17 protein-coding genes are annotated in these 17,093 nt (G+C 46.8%); 6 read left to right on the top strand and 11 right to left on the bottom strand.

Features of this window, described 5'->3' with window-relative positions:
* Positions 1 to 83 precede the first annotated feature (83 nt).
* Complete coding sequence (locus tag H1230_RS25860; RefSeq protein ID WP_239712692.1) at positions 84 to 1,016, bottom strand: glycosyltransferase family 2 protein; 933 nt, start codon at positions 1,014 to 1,016, stop codon at positions 84 to 86.
* Between the two features lie 201 nt (positions 1,017 to 1,217).
* On the opposite strand from H1230_RS25860, the gene H1230_RS25855 reads away from it, so the two are divergent.
* The gene (locus H1230_RS25855) at positions 1,218 to 2,507 is read left to right on the top strand and encodes a glycosyltransferase family 4 protein (protein WP_239712691.1); all 1,290 of its coding nucleotides are present in this window, start codon (positions 1,218 to 1,220) and stop codon (positions 2,505 to 2,507) included.
* A gap of 152 nt (positions 2,508 to 2,659) precedes the next feature.
* Here the strand turns inward: H1230_RS25855 and H1230_RS25850 are convergent, their stop codons facing one another.
* Positions 2,660 to 2,911: a hypothetical protein gene (locus H1230_RS25850; RefSeq protein WP_239712690.1), complete on the bottom strand. Its 252-nt coding sequence runs from the start codon at positions 2,909 to 2,911 to the stop codon at positions 2,660 to 2,662.
* 121 nt (positions 2,912 to 3,032) lie between these two features.
* Positions 3,033 to 3,254 (bottom strand): hypothetical protein, encoded by a 222-nt coding sequence (locus H1230_RS25845; RefSeq protein ID WP_239712689.1) that lies wholly within the window; start codon positions 3,252 to 3,254, stop codon positions 3,033 to 3,035.
* Between the two features lie 220 nt (positions 3,255 to 3,474).
* Here H1230_RS25845 and H1230_RS25840 point away from each other — a divergent pair, with 220 nt between their 5' ends.
* Complete coding sequence (locus tag H1230_RS25840) at positions 3,475 to 4,197, top strand: DsbA family oxidoreductase (RefSeq protein ID WP_239712688.1); 723 nt, start codon at positions 3,475 to 3,477, stop codon at positions 4,195 to 4,197.
* Between the two features lie 656 nt (positions 4,198 to 4,853).
* On the opposite strand, the gene H1230_RS25835 is transcribed toward H1230_RS25840, so the two are convergent.
* The 4 genes from H1230_RS25835 to H1230_RS25820 all read right to left on the bottom strand — a co-directional run bounded on the left by H1230_RS25835 (position 4,854) and on the right by H1230_RS25820 (position 8,142).
* Positions 4,854 to 6,434: an oleate hydratase gene (locus tag H1230_RS25835; protein ID WP_239712687.1), complete on the bottom strand. Its 1,581-nt coding sequence runs from the start codon at positions 6,432 to 6,434 to the stop codon at positions 4,854 to 4,856.
* A gap of 173 nt (positions 6,435 to 6,607) precedes the next feature.
* On the bottom strand, positions 6,608 to 7,177 hold the full coding sequence (gene dhaS / locus H1230_RS25830; protein ID WP_239712686.1) for a dihydroxyacetone kinase transcriptional activator DhaS: 570 nt from the start codon (positions 7,175 to 7,177) through the stop codon (positions 6,608 to 6,610).
* A 22-nt stretch (positions 7,178 to 7,199) separates the two neighbouring features.
* Entirely contained in the window at positions 7,200 to 7,595 is a 396-nt protein-coding gene (locus tag H1230_RS25825) for a hypothetical protein (protein WP_239712685.1), read from the bottom strand.
* Between the two features lie 22 nt (positions 7,596 to 7,617).
* On the bottom strand, positions 7,618 to 8,142 hold the full coding sequence (locus H1230_RS25820) for a hypothetical protein (protein ID WP_345773376.1): 525 nt from the start codon (positions 8,140 to 8,142) through the stop codon (positions 7,618 to 7,620).
* 166 nt (positions 8,143 to 8,308) lie between these two features.
* Here H1230_RS25820 and H1230_RS25815 point away from each other — a divergent pair, with 166 nt between their 5' ends.
* Positions 8,309 to 9,523 carry a threonine synthase gene (locus tag H1230_RS25815; protein ID WP_239712683.1) on the top strand — a complete coding sequence of 405 codons (1,215 nt, stop codon included), beginning with the start codon at positions 8,309 to 8,311 and terminating at the stop codon, positions 9,521 to 9,523.
* A gap of 64 nt (positions 9,524 to 9,587) precedes the next feature.
* Here the strand turns inward: H1230_RS25815 and H1230_RS25810 are convergent, their stop codons facing one another.
* Both H1230_RS25810 and H1230_RS25805 read right to left on the bottom strand, forming a co-directional pair.
* Positions 9,588 to 10,634 (bottom strand): RluA family pseudouridine synthase, encoded by a 1,047-nt coding sequence (locus H1230_RS25810; protein ID WP_239712682.1) that lies wholly within the window; start codon positions 10,632 to 10,634, stop codon positions 9,588 to 9,590.
* A 94-nt stretch (positions 10,635 to 10,728) separates the two neighbouring features.
* A complete protein-coding gene (locus H1230_RS25805; protein WP_239712681.1) occupies positions 10,729 to 10,914 on the bottom strand; it encodes a CLC_0170 family protein in 186 nt (61 codons plus the stop codon).
* Positions 10,915 to 11,150: 236 nt separating this feature from the next.
* Here H1230_RS25805 and recQ point away from each other — a divergent pair, with 236 nt between their 5' ends.
* Genes recQ through H1230_RS25790 form a run of 3 tightly spaced genes read left to right on the top strand, consistent with a single transcriptional unit; the run spans position 11,151 to position 15,539 of the window.
* On the top strand, positions 11,151 to 12,983 hold the full coding sequence (gene recQ / locus H1230_RS25800; protein ID WP_239712680.1) for a DNA helicase RecQ: 1,833 nt from the start codon (positions 11,151 to 11,153) through the stop codon (positions 12,981 to 12,983).
* 16 nt (positions 12,984 to 12,999) lie between these two features.
* Positions 13,000 to 14,913 carry a B12-binding domain-containing radical SAM protein gene (locus tag H1230_RS25795; RefSeq protein WP_239712679.1) on the top strand — a complete coding sequence of 638 codons (1,914 nt, stop codon included), beginning with the start codon at positions 13,000 to 13,002 and terminating at the stop codon, positions 14,911 to 14,913.
* 17 nt (positions 14,914 to 14,930) lie between these two features.
* Positions 14,931 to 15,539 carry a nucleotidyltransferase family protein gene (locus H1230_RS25790; protein ID WP_239712678.1) on the top strand — a complete coding sequence of 203 codons (609 nt, stop codon included), beginning with the start codon at positions 14,931 to 14,933 and terminating at the stop codon, positions 15,537 to 15,539.
* Between the two features lie 312 nt (positions 15,540 to 15,851).
* On the opposite strand, the gene H1230_RS25785 is transcribed toward H1230_RS25790, so the two are convergent.
* Together H1230_RS25785 and H1230_RS25780 are read right to left on the bottom strand one after the other, a co-directional pair.
* A complete protein-coding gene (locus H1230_RS25785) occupies positions 15,852 to 16,700 on the bottom strand; it encodes a class I SAM-dependent methyltransferase (RefSeq protein ID WP_239712677.1) in 849 nt (282 codons plus the stop codon).
* Between the two features lie 201 nt (positions 16,701 to 16,901).
* Entirely contained in the window at positions 16,902 to 16,985 is an 84-nt protein-coding gene (locus H1230_RS25780) for a putative holin-like toxin (RefSeq protein WP_154117290.1), read from the bottom strand.
* Positions 16,986 to 17,093: the final 108 nt, after the last annotated feature.

Genomic DNA, 17,093 nt, shown 5'->3' with positions numbered 1-17,093 from the left:
TTCATGACAAATTGGGACATAAAAAGACTCCGCACCCCAAATTTCGAAGCGGAGCTGGAACAAGCAATAACGTGCCTAGTAGGTTAATCGAGCATATATTCTCTATATTTATTTTTGCGGGGATTAAGTACAAACAGAATACCCCCGGCATAACCGGATACCGCATTGAAATTCCGCTTAAGTGTTGCTTTCCCTGTTAAATAAGACAATGTCCAGAGTAGGGCCGCATAGTTCCTCACCGGAGCCTTTCGCAAATTTAGTAGATAGTAATGATTGATCGCGGTGGCTCGGGCGACACGTCCAGCCTTGTCACGTGAGCTAGGAGATTCATGATGGGTGATCTTCATCTCCGGATTAATTACAAGCTTGCCGTAACGACTGGCCAAGTGGCACATGTAAATATCATCAGCAACAGCATAGCTGGTCATCCACGGGTAGGGCTTCATATCCTGCAGGGCCGTACGCCGGAATGACATATTGCAGCCGTGAAAAAAATCGGTCTCGAAGGTATTTTCTGTCTCCCCCCATCGCAGCAGGGAGCCTGCGAGTGTACTTGCAGACAGTCTTCCAGGGGAGCCTGACATTTGGCAGGTAAGCATGCCAAGCAGTTTGCCAGAGCGGCTGCTGGAGAGACCTTTAGCTATGCCGCCTACACCCACAATAGACTTGTCCGCAGCATAGGTATCCAGCATTCGGCGAATGTAGAGGGGATCGTCCAGTTCGGCATCATCATCGAAGGTCAGTAGAATCTCACCATCTACCAGTCCTAGGGCTTCATAACGGGAGAGCCAGACACCGGGTTTAGTCTTACGGTAATATTTCAATTCAGCTTGGGGCATTCCGGCCAGTACCTTACGGAAATACTTCAGCGTATTCTCTGGAAGTTCACCGTCGTCAACGATAAGCAACTCGATGGATATATCCTCTAGCTCAGTTTGCCTGCCAATGGACTCGATACATAGTCTTAGGTCTTCTATCCGGTTGCGGGTAGGAATTACTATAGATACATCATGCATTTCGCTGACTCCTTCCCGGACGACTGTTTCGTCCGCTTTAATGTACAAATTCCCGACAAAAGCTAATATCCCAATAATACTCCCCTCTGAAGTAGGACGTATATACCACTTTCGTTTACTTTTATTTAGTTCTGTAGGGTTTATAATGGAATGACATCAGTGGCCCATCAACAATTCGGTAGTATAAAGGGAGGCAACGTTATGCATGTCGGGATCTTTATGCATACTAATTACTTTGAGGATTTCTTCGTTAAGGGATTGGGGCTCACTGAAGAGGAATACGTGAATTCATACCATAATGACTTTTCTTTCGACTATGCGCGTCTCTTGGGCAAGAGCGGCATACACACGACCATTTACAATTTTGTACGCAGTGGCAATGAGGTACGAACTTACCAGCATGGGGTTGTGGATTGCACGGTAAAGTTTATTCCGCTCGGCGCACTTTATAGAGCCTACCATGCCATTCCTTTATCTCATCGGACCCCGATTGGGAAGTTTATCTCTCAATATGTGTCTACTATTCATAAGGATTTAAGCGAAATAATCCGCGCGGATGGAATCAATCTTATCTATGCCCAGGAATATGCCTCAGGACGATTCGAACGGCTGGCCTCTATCGCCAAGAAATTGAATATACCGATTATAGCCGCGTATCACGGTGGCAGTATTCATAAATGGATTATGCCGATTAAGAAACGAACGCTGCATAAGGCAACTTTCCTCACTACGCTTAATGAAGATGAGCAGCTTAGCATGGTTACACAATTCCCATGGCTGTCAGACCGGATCCGACTGCTGCCCAACTTTGTGAATTCGGAAATCTTTTACCGCCGGGATAAAAAACATGCACTTCATGCGCTTGGACTTGACCCGGGCAGTCGCTACATCATTACTGTAGGCCGTCTGTTCGAGCATCAGAAAGGGCATTCCTTGCTTGTTGAAGCTGTACAGCAGCTCAAGGATATTCCGGATCTCAAGATTCTAATCGCCGGCAACGGACCTGATGAACATAGGTTGCAGGAAATGATTCGAGAAAAAGGTCTGGAAGACAAAATAATTCTACTGGGCTCGATTCGTGATAAAGAAGTGTTGGCGAATTATTATAATGCCTCCGAGCTGTTCGTGTTACCTTCCCGCTATGAAGGGCTGCCGCTCGTCATTCTGGAGGCCAGCGCCTGCGGTTTGCCAACAGTTGCTTTTAATGTCATGGGGGTAAGAGGGCTGGTGCAGAATGGTGTGAACGGTCTGCTTGCGGAGAATCTGGATCCTGCCGCCCTTGCTGCATCTCTTAGTAAGCTGCTGGGCGATCCCGCTTTATGCTCAGAGCTGGGCGAGGCCGCCTTTCAAATTGTCCGCTCCAATTATTCCGAGGAGATTATTGGTGCCAAGCTGAACAATCTTCTGCTGGAAAGCTTAGGGCTTGGAGCCGAACTGACTACATTGCGCTTAGGGGATGGCTTTGCACCCAAATTGACGGCGCCTTTGTAATCTATGTACTATATGTTTTGATTTCTGCAACATTGCTGCAGATTGCTTGCGGATGGGTAGAACAGCGATCGTGCTGAGGATCAGACAGACCGCTACAATGTAGAAGGAGAAGGATACGCCAAAGCATAGAACCCGACTGCAGCAATATAGGCCTAGAGCAGCTTATTGCGAAAAATATGACTTTTTTTATAGGCTCCATCACCCGTTTGTGGCTTGTAGGGAATTCGCAACAGCAGCAAATAGATGAATAAAGCGACGCAGCAGAACAGCATTATCAGATAAAAGGTCTGCCAGCGCACGCCTTGCTTCAACAGGGTTCCCGTCACCTGCTGCATCGCCGTATTCCCGGTGCCATAGGAGAAATTGACAAAATTCATCAGCACAGCAGTTGAAGCTACGTTCATCGCCGGTCCTAACGTATTTACCCCCACATTGAACATTATTTACAGGTGACCAGCACAACCAAAGAGCCCATCGAGATAATAAAGCCGAGCGAGATGATGGATTTGTAGCCAATTTTCTCGATCAGAATCCCGCCGATATGCCGATATATTGAAAAAGCGCATACATTAACAGGCAAGCTGTTAATACATAACCAATCTGCGAATTGCTCACTCCGAAATCCTCTTTAAACAGAGGGAAGAAAATCCCCTTAAAGTTGTCGCTCATCGCCACAATAATATACATTAGCAGGAGCAATAGTACGATTGGCCAGTTTTTGTGCTGCGCTTGCGAAACCTCTTTCATGATTATCTCTCCTATTAAGCTGCAATGATGACGTTACTGACTAAAACTACAGGATATGGCGGAATGAGCAAAGGGTAAACTTCAGAATAGCTATGAGAATAAATTTGTAATTTTGAGCTATTAACTATATAATAGTAAGTGACGTATTTATAGTTATTGCTTTGTTATTGCGTTATGGTACAGAAGTATAAGCTTATACAACATTCAGGAGGTATATATCATGAGAATAGATATTTGGTCCGATTATGCATGTCCATTCTGTTATATAGGTAAAAGACGGCTTGAAAACGCGCTGAGTCAGTTTCCTAATCGTGACAAGGTAGAAGTGGTGTATCGCAGCTTCCAACTTGATCCTACCGCTGCTGTAAAGAGCGATAAGGATATTCATGATTTGCTGGCCGTAAAATATGGAATGACCCGTGATAAGGCTAAGGCGATGAACGAACAGCTGGCTGAGCAGGCTAGAGGAGTGGGCTTGGATTTTCATTTTGATACGATGCAGTCTACTAACACCTTTGACAGCCATCGCTTGAGCCATTATGCCAGTTCGCAAGGGAAAGCGGCGGAAATGACAGAACGGCTGCTGCAGGCTTATTTTACGGAATCGCTGAATCTGGGTGAACGCTCTGTACTGGTATCTCTTGCTGCCGAGGTCGGCTTGGATCAGGCTGCTACTGCGGCGATGCTGGAATCCGAGGCTTACAAGGCTGAAGTAAATGCAGATATTGCCGAAGGCCAGCGGTTGAATATTACCGGTGTTCCTTTCTTTGTCTTTAATAATAAATATGCTGTTTCCGGCGCTCAGCCTGGTCCTGTATTCACTGAAGTACTAGATACCGTATGGGCTGAGGAGCAGAATGCTCCGGTTCTGCAAGTAGTCGGCACGGGCAAGTCCGAGGTCTCAACGGATGATGGCTGTTCTGACGGGTCTTGCAGTGTGTAACTTTTTCACATGACCTCAGATCCTATTTATACTCCCGATAAATGAGCCCGTACTTTTTAGATAAAGGGAATTTCTCCCTCTATATTTTATCAAAACCCCCTCTAATTCCTTTCGAATGGCTCATTTATGTACAAACGGACAAATTTAAAGGGATAAATTCCCTTTAATCTCTAAAATAGCTTGATTCCCTTATAATTAGGGGGAGAATTTCCTTCTATTTCGGTGTAGTGACCCTGCTACATTTGTTGGAAGTGGCTCTATGTGCGTTTTAACTAGTTACGCTTGGGTCAAGCGCTGATTATGGCGCCCAGCCTGATTTTTATTGCTAAAAAGGTTTATACACAAAAAGGCAGCCGCACTCCGGAAAAGTACCGGGGGGAGGCTGCCTTTACTGTACATGTTGAACTGGAAAACTTAGCAAAAGGCAAAAGTAACGGAAGGGAATTTTGGAACTGTAGGAGCGATAGCGACCGCCTGAAAGCTTTCCAAAGGAAAGCTCGCTTCGAAAGCATAGGCAGTCTCCGGATTTCATCCGCTAAAGCGGAATAAAATCAAGAAATCGGGAGACAACAGCGGCCGGAAGTCCAAACATTCACTGCAGTTACGATTAAAGCCGATTCAGCAAAATCTTAAGTTCAACTTATATAGCTGCTTTTTTAGCGGAATGAAGTCACAAAGCTCGTGAACAACGTCCGGACATCGAATTGATACTGGTTGATCGGCTCAATCGGCCGGTTCATGCCGAGCAGCGTGTAAACTGCCGTTCTTGCCGCCCTTACGGAGTATTCCTCGGTAAACACAACATCGTCGGGAATCTCACAATATTGGCTGATGAACGCCAGATTGGTAGAGCCTTCCGGAACAACCTTGGGTCTGTCACTGTTCAGTCTAGGCATGAATTGGGAGGTAATATAAGGCATCATACAAGGAATACAATTGGCGGAAGCCATAATCTCCTCTTTAGATTCTTCAAAATGAAGATGACCGATCAGCTCTTCCATAATTTCTTCCCCGGTACAATCGCTCATTCGCTTCTTGACGAAATCGCCGACCTTGTCCGGATACAGTCCGTAGCCCCAGAACACGGTCACATTCTCTGGCTGGTTGCGGAAATGTGGCTGGAAGGCCAAGACGATGGACATGAACCAACTGGAATCCTTGAAGGTTACCAAGGCGCCAGTACCGGCCCGGTTGCGCGAGAATTTCTCCATCAGATCGAAGAATTTGGAGTCCTGGAACGTTACGGTAAAAGACTCCCATTTGGATTCGTCTACATGGTCATCGAAGGAGGAAGGATTGCCTAGACCCGGCTTCTTGCTGGCGATATTTTCCCACAGTTTCCATGAGCTTCCCTTACCGTTTAATTGTGGCGCTTTGGTCATGGAACCAATACTAGAGCCTTCAGTCATGGAGCCATTTGTGACGATCACAAGGTCGCCTTCGTTGACTTCGATCACATCCGCTACCCCTTGGCGCAGCACATTCATCTTGGTAACAGTAATCCCATCACCATCTTTGAATTGCAGGTCGGTTACCGTACATTTTAAGGTGAAATCAATACCATGTGGTTCCAGATACTTGTGCATGGGCAGAATAATAGAATCGTATTGGTTATAAGGTGTGCGGGTTACGCCTTCCAGAGTTTGAATTCTTGGAAATTCATGCATAAAGCGGATCATATATCTTTTGAACTCGACCGCACTGTGCCAAGGCTGGAAGGCGAAGGTAGTCGCCCACATATACCAGAAATTAGTTTGGAAGAAATGCGGGCCGAACCAATCATTAATACGAGCTTTGCCCATTTTGTCTTCCGGTGTAATGATCAGCTTGCCCAGCGCCAGTCGGTCCGCCATATCGAAGCCCATGGACAAAACATCTTCTATTTCGCCTTTACGATTCACCAATCTGGCATTAGCATGAGTCGGGTTGGCATTATCGAATTCTATAATTTCTTCTCTAACCGATTTCTCCGGATGATCAATGGAAGGAATAGACTGCAGCAGCTCCCATAAATTCTCATAAGCCTCGTCATTGAGCATCCGGCCACCGCGAATGACATAACCTTGCTCGCCATTTCCAGAACCGTCGTTGCTGCCGCCGAGAATTTTCATTTCTTCAATGATGTGAATGTTCTGTCCCGGAAAGTCACAGTCTCTGACGAGGTATGCTGCACCCGCAAGTGATGCAATTCCGCCACCGACAAAATAAACCTGTTTATTACCGTACTCTTTTTTCACAACTGTCGCCTCCAAAGGGTATATTACTTGCTTGCTCTTCATGCTCTTAATGTAAACCTATGAGGACATGGAAGGTATAAGCAATACCGGAGCAGTGTAAGGTATTTAGTCATTTGGGGCAAAGTGTCTAGTTTTCGGTCAGTTTCCGCAAAAAAAGCCGCGTACCCCAAGGGTCACGACGGCTTATCTTCATATCTATGCAGCGCCTTGAGGAAGTTTCCCTCAATGAGCTCGCTGAGCTTCGCTATAATCTGCTTCGGCTGTTCCTTCATGCCATCTCTCAACCATTGGATCACGAGACCAGTAAAGGCCAGAGTATAGAAGTTGGCTATAAATCGTTTATCCTCGCTACTGACTGTCATATTGGAAGAAAGTTCGTTAATGACGCCCATGATCAGGTCATTCGTCACTTCATAAAGATAGGCATCCAGATGATTTCTGCCGAGGGAATCGAGGGTGTTGTAGCAGAAGGCTTTGTTGCTCTCAATATAACAGAAGATTCTATAGAAGCCGTCCGTCCACGTGCTATAGCTGCGATACTGGGCAATACTTTCCACAGCTTCGGTCTTATAAATCCAGCCCAGTAAATCAAAAATATCCTGAAAGTGATAATAAAAAGTCTGTCTATTCAACCCGCAATCATCTACAAGATGCTTGACTGATATTTTATTCAGTGGAATATGCTCCATCAGCGATTTCAAGGACTGGGCGAGCGCTTTTTTGGTCAGGAAGGAATTGGACAAAGGTACACCACCTCATCATTAGTCAGGATTTCCGCAGCCGTTTCATCAACCATTGAACGACTTCCGCCAATAAGCCGAGTGCAAATCCGCCCAGCATAAATATGGCGAAGGTGAGAAAGCCCGCAAGGTCCTCCCAGCCAGACATGTCCCTATAGGAATAGATGAACATAAGCCCCAGTCCGATAATAATCCCGCCCGTGGTAATCAGCCATAGCAGCCTTGCACCCAGCCAACCACAGCTGTTAAGAATCGTGGATATGACAAGGGATAATAGGGCGAAGCGCAGCAGAAAGGTCCCGTTTGCCGTCTGTCCGAGCAAGACGTACCGGTGCAGAATGAAGAGCAGCCATAGCAGTAAAGCATAACACGGTATCCAGAGGAACCAGCGCGAGCTTCTGGTAGGAGGCATGAATTCCATTAGTTGTTCACCCCTTCGATAGTTATAACGATTCTAACTCCTCTGCACTTTGCAGCAGATGCTTCAGCAGATTTGGAATATCTTCCATTTGTTCCTCAGTAATTTGCCGTTTGAATTTAAGCTCAATGCAATTATTATAAGTTTCACTGTCTTGACCATAAATAAAACTTAAGGATTGCACTGGCGTAAGCTCCGGCCCCCATATGGAACTCAGGATATTTTGGATAGCTAGGCATTCCGTTTCATCATCCTCTATTTCCATATAAAAGCGAAGCAGGAGATTACAACCTGGAGTTGTATCCGGCGTTTCCAGAATTTCGTCGCCCAAATCCTTGAGTGTTGAATGAAGTACAACTTCGGCTGTTACATTCCCGCCCTCGGTCAGTTGGAAGGAGAGACTAAATTCTCTGGACATGATAGCCAAATCCAAGAGATCTGTGCGATCCGTAACCATGAGCGTTCCTTCTAGATTATCTAGATCATAGATTTGATTCTCGAAAGCGGTTTTTATATTATCAAAGACAGTAGGATGGAACAATAGAGGCACCTTCTCAGTTTTGTTTCTCTTTATTGTACCATGACGTAAAAAGGAGTGAAAATGTTCCTGATACTGTAACTGTATGGATGAAATTTGGCCACCTGCGAAGAACTGATTTATTCTATAGTGAATGGATGTATCTTCTATATTAAACCAATGAAAGCGGGAGTGTAGCATGAGTTACAGCTATTTGTCACATTTAGAATGTCCACAATGCGGGGAGAACTACGGGGCAGACTCGATTCAACAGCTATGCGTCTGCGGTTCACCACTGCTGGTTCGTTATAAGCTTGACAATCTGAAGGAGGAATGGAGCCGTGAAGCCTTGCTGGGCCGGAAACCCGACTTATGGCGCTACCATGAGCTTCTCCCAGTGCTGGACAGCAATAACGTAGTGACTCTGGGTGAAGGAATGACGCCGTTGTTGGAGCTTCCGAGGCTGGGTGCCGATTATGGCATCACTACTTTATTAATGAAGGATGAAAGCCTTGTACCCAGCGGCAGCTTTAAAGCACGCGGCGCCGCGGTGGGGGTATCTAAAGCGAAAGAGCTGGGAGTAGAGAAACTGGCCATGCCAACCAACGGTAATGCTGGTGCTGCTTGGGCACTCTATTCAGCTAGGGCGGGTATTGAAGCTACCATTGTTATGCCACAGGATGCTCCCAAGATTACCCGCAGTGAAGTGGCTTTGGCCGGAGCGAAGTTGTATCTGGTAAACGGCTTGATTAGCGATGCTGGTAAAATCGTAGCCCAAGAGGTAGCGGACCAAAGACTATATGATGCATCTACCCTGAAAGAACCCTATCGTATTGAGGGCAAGAAGACGATGGGCATTGAAATTGTTGAACAGTTGGGCTGGAAAATGCCGGATGTTATTTTATATCCTACCGGTGGTGGAGTTGGACTTATTGGTATTTATAAAGCTTTGCAGGAGCTGCAGGAAATTGGCTGGGTGGAGGGCAAATTGCCAAGACTCGTCGCCGTGCAGGCCGAAGGCTGTGCGCCTATAGTCAAGGCTTGGCAAGAGAAGGCAGAACGGTCGGAGTTCTGGCCGGATTCCACTACCGTCGCTTTCGGGATCAACGTACCGAAGGCGCTCGGAGATTTTCTGGTGCTGAAGGCCATCTATGAGACGGATGGCGTGGCTATTGCTGTCTCTGACGATGAGATGAGCCTCGAACAAGCCCAAATAGCCCGCTTGGAAGGCTCATTTATTTGTCCGGAAGGCGCAGCAGCCTTTGCGGCGGCACGCAAGCTGGCGCATCAAGGCTGGATCAAAGAAGGCGAAACGGTCGTTGTGCTAAATACCGGTGCGGGCATCAAATATCCCGACACGGTACAGGTGAGCCCGCCGTTATTGGAGATTGGAGAATTTATTACAAAACGATAAGAAAAAGGCAGTTCAGGGAAAGTCCCTTGAACTGCCTTTTTCTTATCGTTAGTTTTTTGTGTGACTACTGCTGACTCTTTGGTGTTGCTGGCGCCGGCGTAGTTGAAGGAGCGGTATATTTCAAAAAGGTCTTGGGAATGGGACTTTCGAAGGTCAATAGCTTACCAGTCGTCGGATGAATAAACGAGAGCACACGGGCATGCAGTCCCAGCCGGCCAACTGTTTTGGTTTCCGCACCATATTTCTTATCGCCAGCGATCGGATGTCCAATATCCGCCATATGCACACGAATCTGGTTCTTGCGTCCTGTTTCCAGATGTACTTCTAACAAGGAGAAATGGCGGTTCATCTGAATCAGCTTATAGTGAGTGATCGCATGTTGTCCATCACCTTCATGAGGACTGGAATACATTTTGAGGGTGGAAGTTTCTTTTAGCCAAGAGCTGATCGTACCCTCGGGCCGTTTAACCGCACCCTCCACAAGCGCCACATAAGAGCGTTCTTTTACCGTTTCTTTCCAGTTGTTTTGCAGGGTCTGTTGAATAGCTTCACTTTTGGCAAACATCATTAACCCTGATGTATCCCGGTCTAGACGGTGCACGACAAAAATTCGGTTCTTGGAATTAGTGAGACGCACATGCTCCATAAGCTGGTAGTAAGCCGTCAATTCACTCTCCTCCGCAGTGGCGATGGACAGCAAACCTGCATCCTTCTGAATGACGATCAGATCATCATCTTCATGGACAATGGTGAGCCCAATCATTTCTTCTGCTTGAATTGGCTTCTCCTTATCAATAGCCACCGTTTGACCGGAGTGCAATTGGAGATTATGCTGTGTCACAACTTTACCATTCACCGACACTTGTCCACGCGAAAGAATGGATTTGATCGCATTTCGTCCATGACCAGTAATATGAGTCAGTAAAAAAGGCAGCAACTCAGAGGGCTCACTTACTATAAAGGGCTTAACCGGGGTTACTGTTTTGGCTTTGGACTTATCATTAAACTTGCTATTTCTAACACTTGATTTAGATTTAGACTGTGATTTTGTTGTGGAATCGGGCTTCGCGCCTCGTTTGGATGCTTCTTTAGGATTTCTTCTTGTATTCATGACTACATTCTCCGTCCTCTGATATTGTACTCCTCAATATACCATGGGTGGGGAAGAATTACTATGGAGAGGACCATAGGCCTTTAGAGTCTTTTTACATAAAAAAAAGCACGAAAATAATTACTAATAGGGAAAGTGCACTATAGATCCAGCCTACTACAGAAGCCGCCTTTTTTTCGCGGACCCATCCATTGACACTATAGATCTTACTGTCGATCGTTAGCAGTATAAGCCCGGAGAACAGAAGTACCATGGCCATATAACTGTATACATTGATCATATTTACGCTCCGTTCGATTCCTGTTACACCTAGGTAACAATACAGTAGACACCATTCTTTGGTCCGTTAGCGCCCTCGATTTACTCATTAGCGGTCTCACTATAAAGAGTTCCTCAGAACTCCATTATTTATGTAATTATTTATAAGGAGAAGCAGCTTCTATAGCTCCGGCGGTTGCTCATTGCTCCGTTGCCCGCTAAACTAAAGATAGAAACGCTTAAGGAGTTATGATAGAGATGAAGATGCAAGCCCCTACTATGGAACAGGCGCAGGCTGAACTGCAAAAATATTATGGCTATTCCGACTTCCGCGAGGGTCAGAAAAAGATAGTTGAGAGTCTGCTGGAAGGCCGAGATACGCTGGGCATTATGCCAACCGGAGGTGGGAAGTCGATCTGCTACCAGGTTCCGGCGCTGCTGCTGCCGGGCTTGACGCTTGTAATCTCACCGCTGATCTCGCTAATGAAGGATCAGGTGGACGCATTGACCACAGCCGGCATACCGGCAGCTTTTATTAATAGCACACTGAGCGGAAAGGAAGTCAACGAGCGGATTCGCGCCGCCCACCGGGGCGAGTTGAAGCTACTTTATGTTGCGCCAGAACGGCTGGAACTGGACTGGTTCCGTCTGGAAATGGCGGGACTATCTATTTCCTGTGTGGCTGTCGATGAAGCTCACTGCGTATCGCAATGGGGACATGATTTCCGCACGAGTTATCTTTCCGTTTCTCCGTTCGTGGAGGAATTGCCCAACCGGCCTATTCTGGCTGCATTTACCGCAACCGCAACGCCGGAGGTAATGGAGGATATGGTCCGCCTGCTGCGTTTGCGCAAGCCGAGTGTCTTCATGACTGGACTTGGACGGGACAATCTGGCGATGTCAGTGCTGCGAGGTGAGAATAAGCGGGAGTTCGTTATGGACTACGCGGCAACACATTCACATCAGCCAGGCATTATTTATGCCGCTACTCGCAAAGATGTAGATGATCTGCATCAAAGATTGCAGGCTGCTGGAATAGCAGTAGGCCGATATCATGCCGGAATGAACGATCAGGAACGGGCCGATAGTCAGGAAGGTTTCCTCTATGATGATATCAGGGTCATGGTGGCGACGAATGCGTTTGGCATGGGGATCGACAAGTCTAATGTACGTTACGTTATTCACTATAATATGCCGAAGAATATGGAGGCCTACGTTCAGGAAGCAGGACGTGCGGGTCGAGATGGAGAGACAAGTGAATGTATTCTGTTGTTCAGTGCGCAGGATATCATGACACAGAAGTTCCTGATTGAGCAGAACCCGCAAGACCCGGAGCGCAAAGCCAACGAATACCGCAAGCTTCAAGCGATGATTGATTACTGCTATACCACCCGATGTCTGCGTAATGCACATCTGGATTATTTCGGGGAAGAGCATGAGGACAAGCCTTGTGGGATTTGCAGCTCATGCACGGATGAGCGGGAATTGGTCGATATGACCGTAGATGCGCAAAAAATCTTCTCCTGCATTCACCGCATGCGGGAGCGCTACGGTGTGGCACTGGTAGCCTCGGTACTAAAGGGCTCCCGTAATCAGAAGGTGGTGCAGTATGGTTTCGACAAGCTGCCCACACATGGCATGATGTCCAGCAAGAGCGAGAAGGAGATTTCCGAGATCATCAATGTGCTGATCTCGGAAGGTTATCTGGCCTTGTCGGAAGGGCAATATCCAGTTGTGCGGCTGCAGCTCCCTGCTGCTGAAGTGCTGCGCGGCCAGCGTGAGGTTCTGCAGCGTGTGGCTCGGCCTTCCCGCACGGGAGCCTCCAGTTCGCGGGATCGCGGCCGTGGCCACGATCTGTCACCCTCAGCTGTTAATGAGACCGTATTCGAGCAGTTGCGCCTCATCCGGCGGGAGCTGGCAGGTCGGGAGCATGTGCCATCCTATATCATTTTTAATGATGCGACCTTACGTGAGATGAGTGTGATTTGCCCGCAGACAGAAAGTGAAATGCTGAGAGTGAAGGGTGTCGGGGAAGTGAAGTATCGCAAGTACGGCAAGGAATTCCTTGATTTTTTCCAAAATGAAATGTAAAGAAGGTCGCATAAGCATGAGAATCATCCTGGCTACATTAAATGCTAAATATATCCATACCTCGCTGGCGATCCGTCTCCTTAAGGCTTACAGTGAACATGAATTTAAGGATATTCTTTTGGCAGAGTACACCATCAAAGATCCCTTGATGAATATCGTGTCGGATTTGTTTCAGAAACGGCCGGATGTGATCGGCTTTTCCTGTTATATATGGAATATCGAGGAGACGGTCAAGCTGATCGGTATTCTCAAACAGGTTATGCCTGAAGTGAAGATTATTTTGGGTGGACCAGAGGTATCGTACGAGCCGCTATATTGGATGAAACGGGAATCCGGTATTGATTTTGTTGTTAACGGAGACGGGGAAGAAACCTTTCACCACTTGCTGCAGGAGCTGCGCGATGACCACAAATTCCACTTTGTATTTGGAGCTGCCTACCGTCAGGGGGAAGAGTTGATTGTTAATCCGCCGCGCCCCAAAAGTGATCTCAACACCTTACCTACGCCGCATCGCTTTGCCGATGATCTGCCGGATCTGGGCAAACGTATTGTATATTTTGAGACCAGCCGGGGTTGTCCCTTCAGTTGCTCCTTCTGTCTGTCTAGTATAGAGGTAGGCGTACGTTACTATGATATTGAACGTGTAAAGTCGGATCTGCTCTATTTGATTGAAAATGGCGCGAAGATCATTAAGTTTCTGGATCGCACCTTCAATATCAACCGTAGCTACGCCATGGAAATGTTCCAATTTCTAATCGATAACCACCAAGGATGTGTGTTTCAGTTCGAAATAACAGCCGATATTATGCGGCCGGAGGTCTTGGATTTTTTGTCCAATAATGCCCCGCCAGGAGTGTTTAGATTCGAAATTGGCGTGCAGTCCACCAATGACGAGACCAATGAATTGGTCAAACGCCGCCAGAACTTTACGAAGTTGTCCCGCACGGTGATGAAGATTAAGGAGAGCGGCAATATTGACCAGCATCTGGATTTGATTGCCGGACTGCCAATGGAGGATTATTCCACCTTCCGCAAAACCTTCAATGATGTTTTCGCCATGGAGCCGGAAGAGCTGCAACTGGGCTTCTTGAAGATGCTTCGTGGTACTGGGCTGCGGGCTCAGGCAGCAAAATATGACTATACCTACATGGAGCATGCACCCTATGAGATTCTGAGCAGCCATATGATGCCCTTCTCTGATATTATCCGCTTGAAGCGGCTGGAGGATGTGCTGGAGAAATACTGGAACAGTCATAGACTCGACCATACGGCCAAATATTTGATCCGCCATGTTTTCGAATCGCCCTTCGATTTCTTTCAGGAATTCGGAGATTATTGGGAAGAGCGGGGCTGGCAGAAGATCGGCCATCAGCTGGAGGATCTATTCACCCGCCTGCAGTCGTTCCTGATTGACCGGGGGACGCCGTACATGGAGGTTATAACAGGACTTATGAAGCTCGATTATTTCCTTGGACACAAATATAAGCCGCGTAAAATCTGGTGGGATTACACACTCGAGAAAGCGGATTGGTCGCTACATTTGAGGGAGATTGTCAGCCACCCGGAATTGATCTCGGCGAAACTGGCAGAGGCCAAGCTGAATGAACGGGAACTGCAAAAGGTTATTATGCTCGAGGTGCTGCCTTTTTCACTGGAGACGGTGCTGGAATCCATCAGCGGCATGAGGGCTGGAGCTGAGGCTCCAGCTTTCGTGGACACCCTTTCCGGCGGTGAGTTGGAAAGCGATAATGTCACAGCATTAGCAGGCAGCGAGGCGAATATCACGTTTGCGGCTGCGATGGTGGATGGTGTCTCTACAGCTGTAGCTGAAGCACCATCCAGCATAGTTGGAACCGGAAACACACTGCTCATCGTGCTATACCAGCAGGATGAGAGCCAGCGGGCGCAATATTATACGCTGCCGCTATAATACAGGGGGCCTTGGACGTGAAGGAACAGATTTTCCTATCCTTGTATGAAGAGCAATACAAGGAAAGGCTGATTGATATTTTTACTAAGAATGAAACGCTAATGTCTTTATTCCGAGAAGCGAGGTCATTAGGCCCACATCCCTATTACATTGGAGCAGGCTGTCTTGTGCAGACTGTATGGAATAAGCTAACGGAACGCCCACCGGAATATGGCATTGGTGATATAGACATCATCTATTATGATGAGGCTGATCTCAGCTACGATGCAGAAGATGCAATGATCACGAAGGGGGAAAAGATTTTTGCCGGGACTCCGTTTCCGGTGGACATTAAGAATCAAGCCCGAGTACATCTATGGTACCGTGAAAAATTCGGGATTGATCTTCAGCCTTATCGCTCTTTGGAGTCCGCAATTGACAAGTGGCCGACTACAGCCACTTGTCTTGGCGCGAGGTTAAATGATGATGACAGCTGGCACATATACGCTCCATTTGGCTTGGGAGATTTATTCGGCCTGATTGTCAGACCTAATAAAGTGCTCATAAACGAAAGCATATATTTCAGCAAAGCACAGAAATGGAAGAAGTTATGGCCAGAGTTGCAGATTGTTCCTTGGGGGGATTGACTGCGAACGTAAGGAAGTACAGTGATCCTACAAGGGCGAATATTCCTTAGCGTTAGGTGAGCTTTAGGAGTGTTTTTTAACAGCATTTTATGCCTCTAAATCGATGGATTCATGCCCTGAACATTAAATTAACAACAAATTATGCCGTTATTTTCCTACGAATTCAGGAAATCAGGGTCCAAAACCCGAATTAGAGGCAGAAATTCATGTTAAATAGCTTTCAAGAGCTACATGACTCATATTAGCAGCAGTAATTCATGTTAAATAATTCTACATGGGTTCGTCCTTGTAATTTAAAATTTTTGTAGGATATCATATCTTCTTCCTAGCCACAGCCAACATATGTGGACTCATCCCCAGTAAGCTCTCTTGGTCTTCGACAAGAGAGCTTATTTTGAGTAAGGCTTCTCTGCTCTGCTTATTCTCCCACTTTTCAGTAAAGGCAGGTACGATCCACACCGGACCTTCCACACCAATCGTGGCCAGATGCGTTAATCCACTCGCTTCAATTTCGTTTCGTAAATCTGCCGGAAGATGGAAAAATGCGCGTGAGATAAATTTAGGGTACTCTGCGGGCCGGATATGCTGGCCTTCTGTCAGCTCCATCTCGATCATTGTCATGAACGCGGCCTCATCGATTAGATTATTCTGACCACCAAATACGGATAGCCCCCACAGAGTAGAGCTAAACCGGGAAATTGCTGCGACGAGCAGTGTTCCACCTGGCTTAAGTAATCTTGTGGCTTCATGCAAAGCGGCTAGCCGCTCTTTTCGGTCTGGCAAATGGTAGAGAGGACCCATAAGGAGTACCAAGTCAGCGCTCTCATCAGCTCTTGCGATATGGCGTGCGTCAGCGACCTCGATGGTATGTATAGCCGGGATATCATTTGAGGCTTGTTGCTTTTGTGCGTAAAGAACAGCTTCAGGTGCTAGCTCAAACATATGGACCTCATGGCCCAAGGCCGCCAGCCATCTGGAATAAGCACCTGTTCCGCCACCGATATCGTAGATGACCGTTTTACTGGTTGGAAGATATCGGCTGATGATTTCCTTGCTTCGTTCCCATTCGATGACCCCGATCCCACGTTCCAATCGTCCCTGTTCTGCTCCAGCGTTATAGAAATCCAGAATTTGTTGCTTCTCGGTTTGGGTAATGTCCATAGTTGCACCATCTTCCTTATTGAGTAGCAGTCAACTGAATGGTTGAGCGCATATGTTGTGTTTCTGTAATAAAATGGGTTATGTTATAATAAGTATAAAAAGGAGCCTTGCGTGAGCATGGCCCCACGTACAACCACTGCTGAATGAGCAGCCGGTCGTTAGTTTTGCGGATGAGATAGACCGTTACCTTGCCGGGGCGGTCTATTTCTTTTTGATATAGGCAAGAAGCGCTAATATAAACATGCCGAATGCGAACATTAAAGCAATTGCATCACGTACCTCCATTTCTATCACCTCCCTATTAAGGGGATGACCGGGTACTCAAACATGCAGTGTTGTACAGTTAAATTATATCATATTGACTTTGTTAAAAAATGGATCATTAGTAGATTT

It is taken from the genome of Paenibacillus sp. 19GGS1-52 (genome assembly GCF_022369515.1).
Classification (GTDB): domain Bacteria; phylum Bacillota; class Bacilli; order Paenibacillales; family Paenibacillaceae; genus Paenibacillus_AQ.
Note: the sequence above shows the minus strand (reverse complement) of the source record. Positions and strands in the feature narration are given on the sequence as shown.

Coding starts and splice junctions, on each gene's coding strand:
- H1230_RS25860 (WP_239712692.1), bottom strand. CDS start 1,016: ATGCATGATGTATCTATAGTAATTCCTACCCGCAACCGGATAGAAGAC.
- H1230_RS25855 (WP_239712691.1), top strand. CDS start 1,218: ATGCATGTCGGGATCTTTATGCATACTAATTACTTTGAGGATTTCTTC.
- H1230_RS25850 (WP_239712690.1), bottom strand. CDS start 2,911: ATGAACGTAGCTTCAACTGCTGTGCTGATGAATTTTGTCAATTTCTCC.
- H1230_RS25845 (WP_239712689.1), bottom strand. CDS start 3,254: ATGAAAGAGGTTTCGCAAGCGCAGCACAAAAACTGGCCAATCGTACTA.
- H1230_RS25840 (WP_239712688.1), top strand. CDS start 3,475: ATGAGAATAGATATTTGGTCCGATTATGCATGTCCATTCTGTTATATA.
- H1230_RS25825 (WP_239712685.1), bottom strand. CDS start 7,595: ATGGAATTCATGCCTCCTACCAGAAGCTCGCGCTGGTTCCTCTGGATA.
- H1230_RS25815 (WP_239712683.1), top strand. CDS start 8,309: ATGAGTTACAGCTATTTGTCACATTTAGAATGTCCACAATGCGGGGAG.
- H1230_RS25810 (WP_239712682.1), bottom strand. CDS start 10,634: ATGAATACAAGAAGAAATCCTAAAGAAGCATCCAAACGAGGCGCGAAG.
- H1230_RS25805 (WP_239712681.1), bottom strand. CDS start 10,914: ATGATCAATGTATACAGTTATATGGCCATGGTACTTCTGTTCTCCGGG.
- recQ (WP_239712680.1), top strand. CDS start 11,151: ATGAAGATGCAAGCCCCTACTATGGAACAGGCGCAGGCTGAACTGCAA.
- H1230_RS25795 (WP_239712679.1), top strand. CDS start 13,000: ATGAGAATCATCCTGGCTACATTAAATGCTAAATATATCCATACCTCG.
- H1230_RS25785 (WP_239712677.1), bottom strand. CDS start 16,700: ATGGACATTACCCAAACCGAGAAGCAACAAATTCTGGATTTCTATAAC.
- H1230_RS25780 (WP_154117290.1), bottom strand. CDS start 16,985: ATGGAGGTACGTGATGCAATTGCTTTAATGTTCGCATTCGGCATGTTT.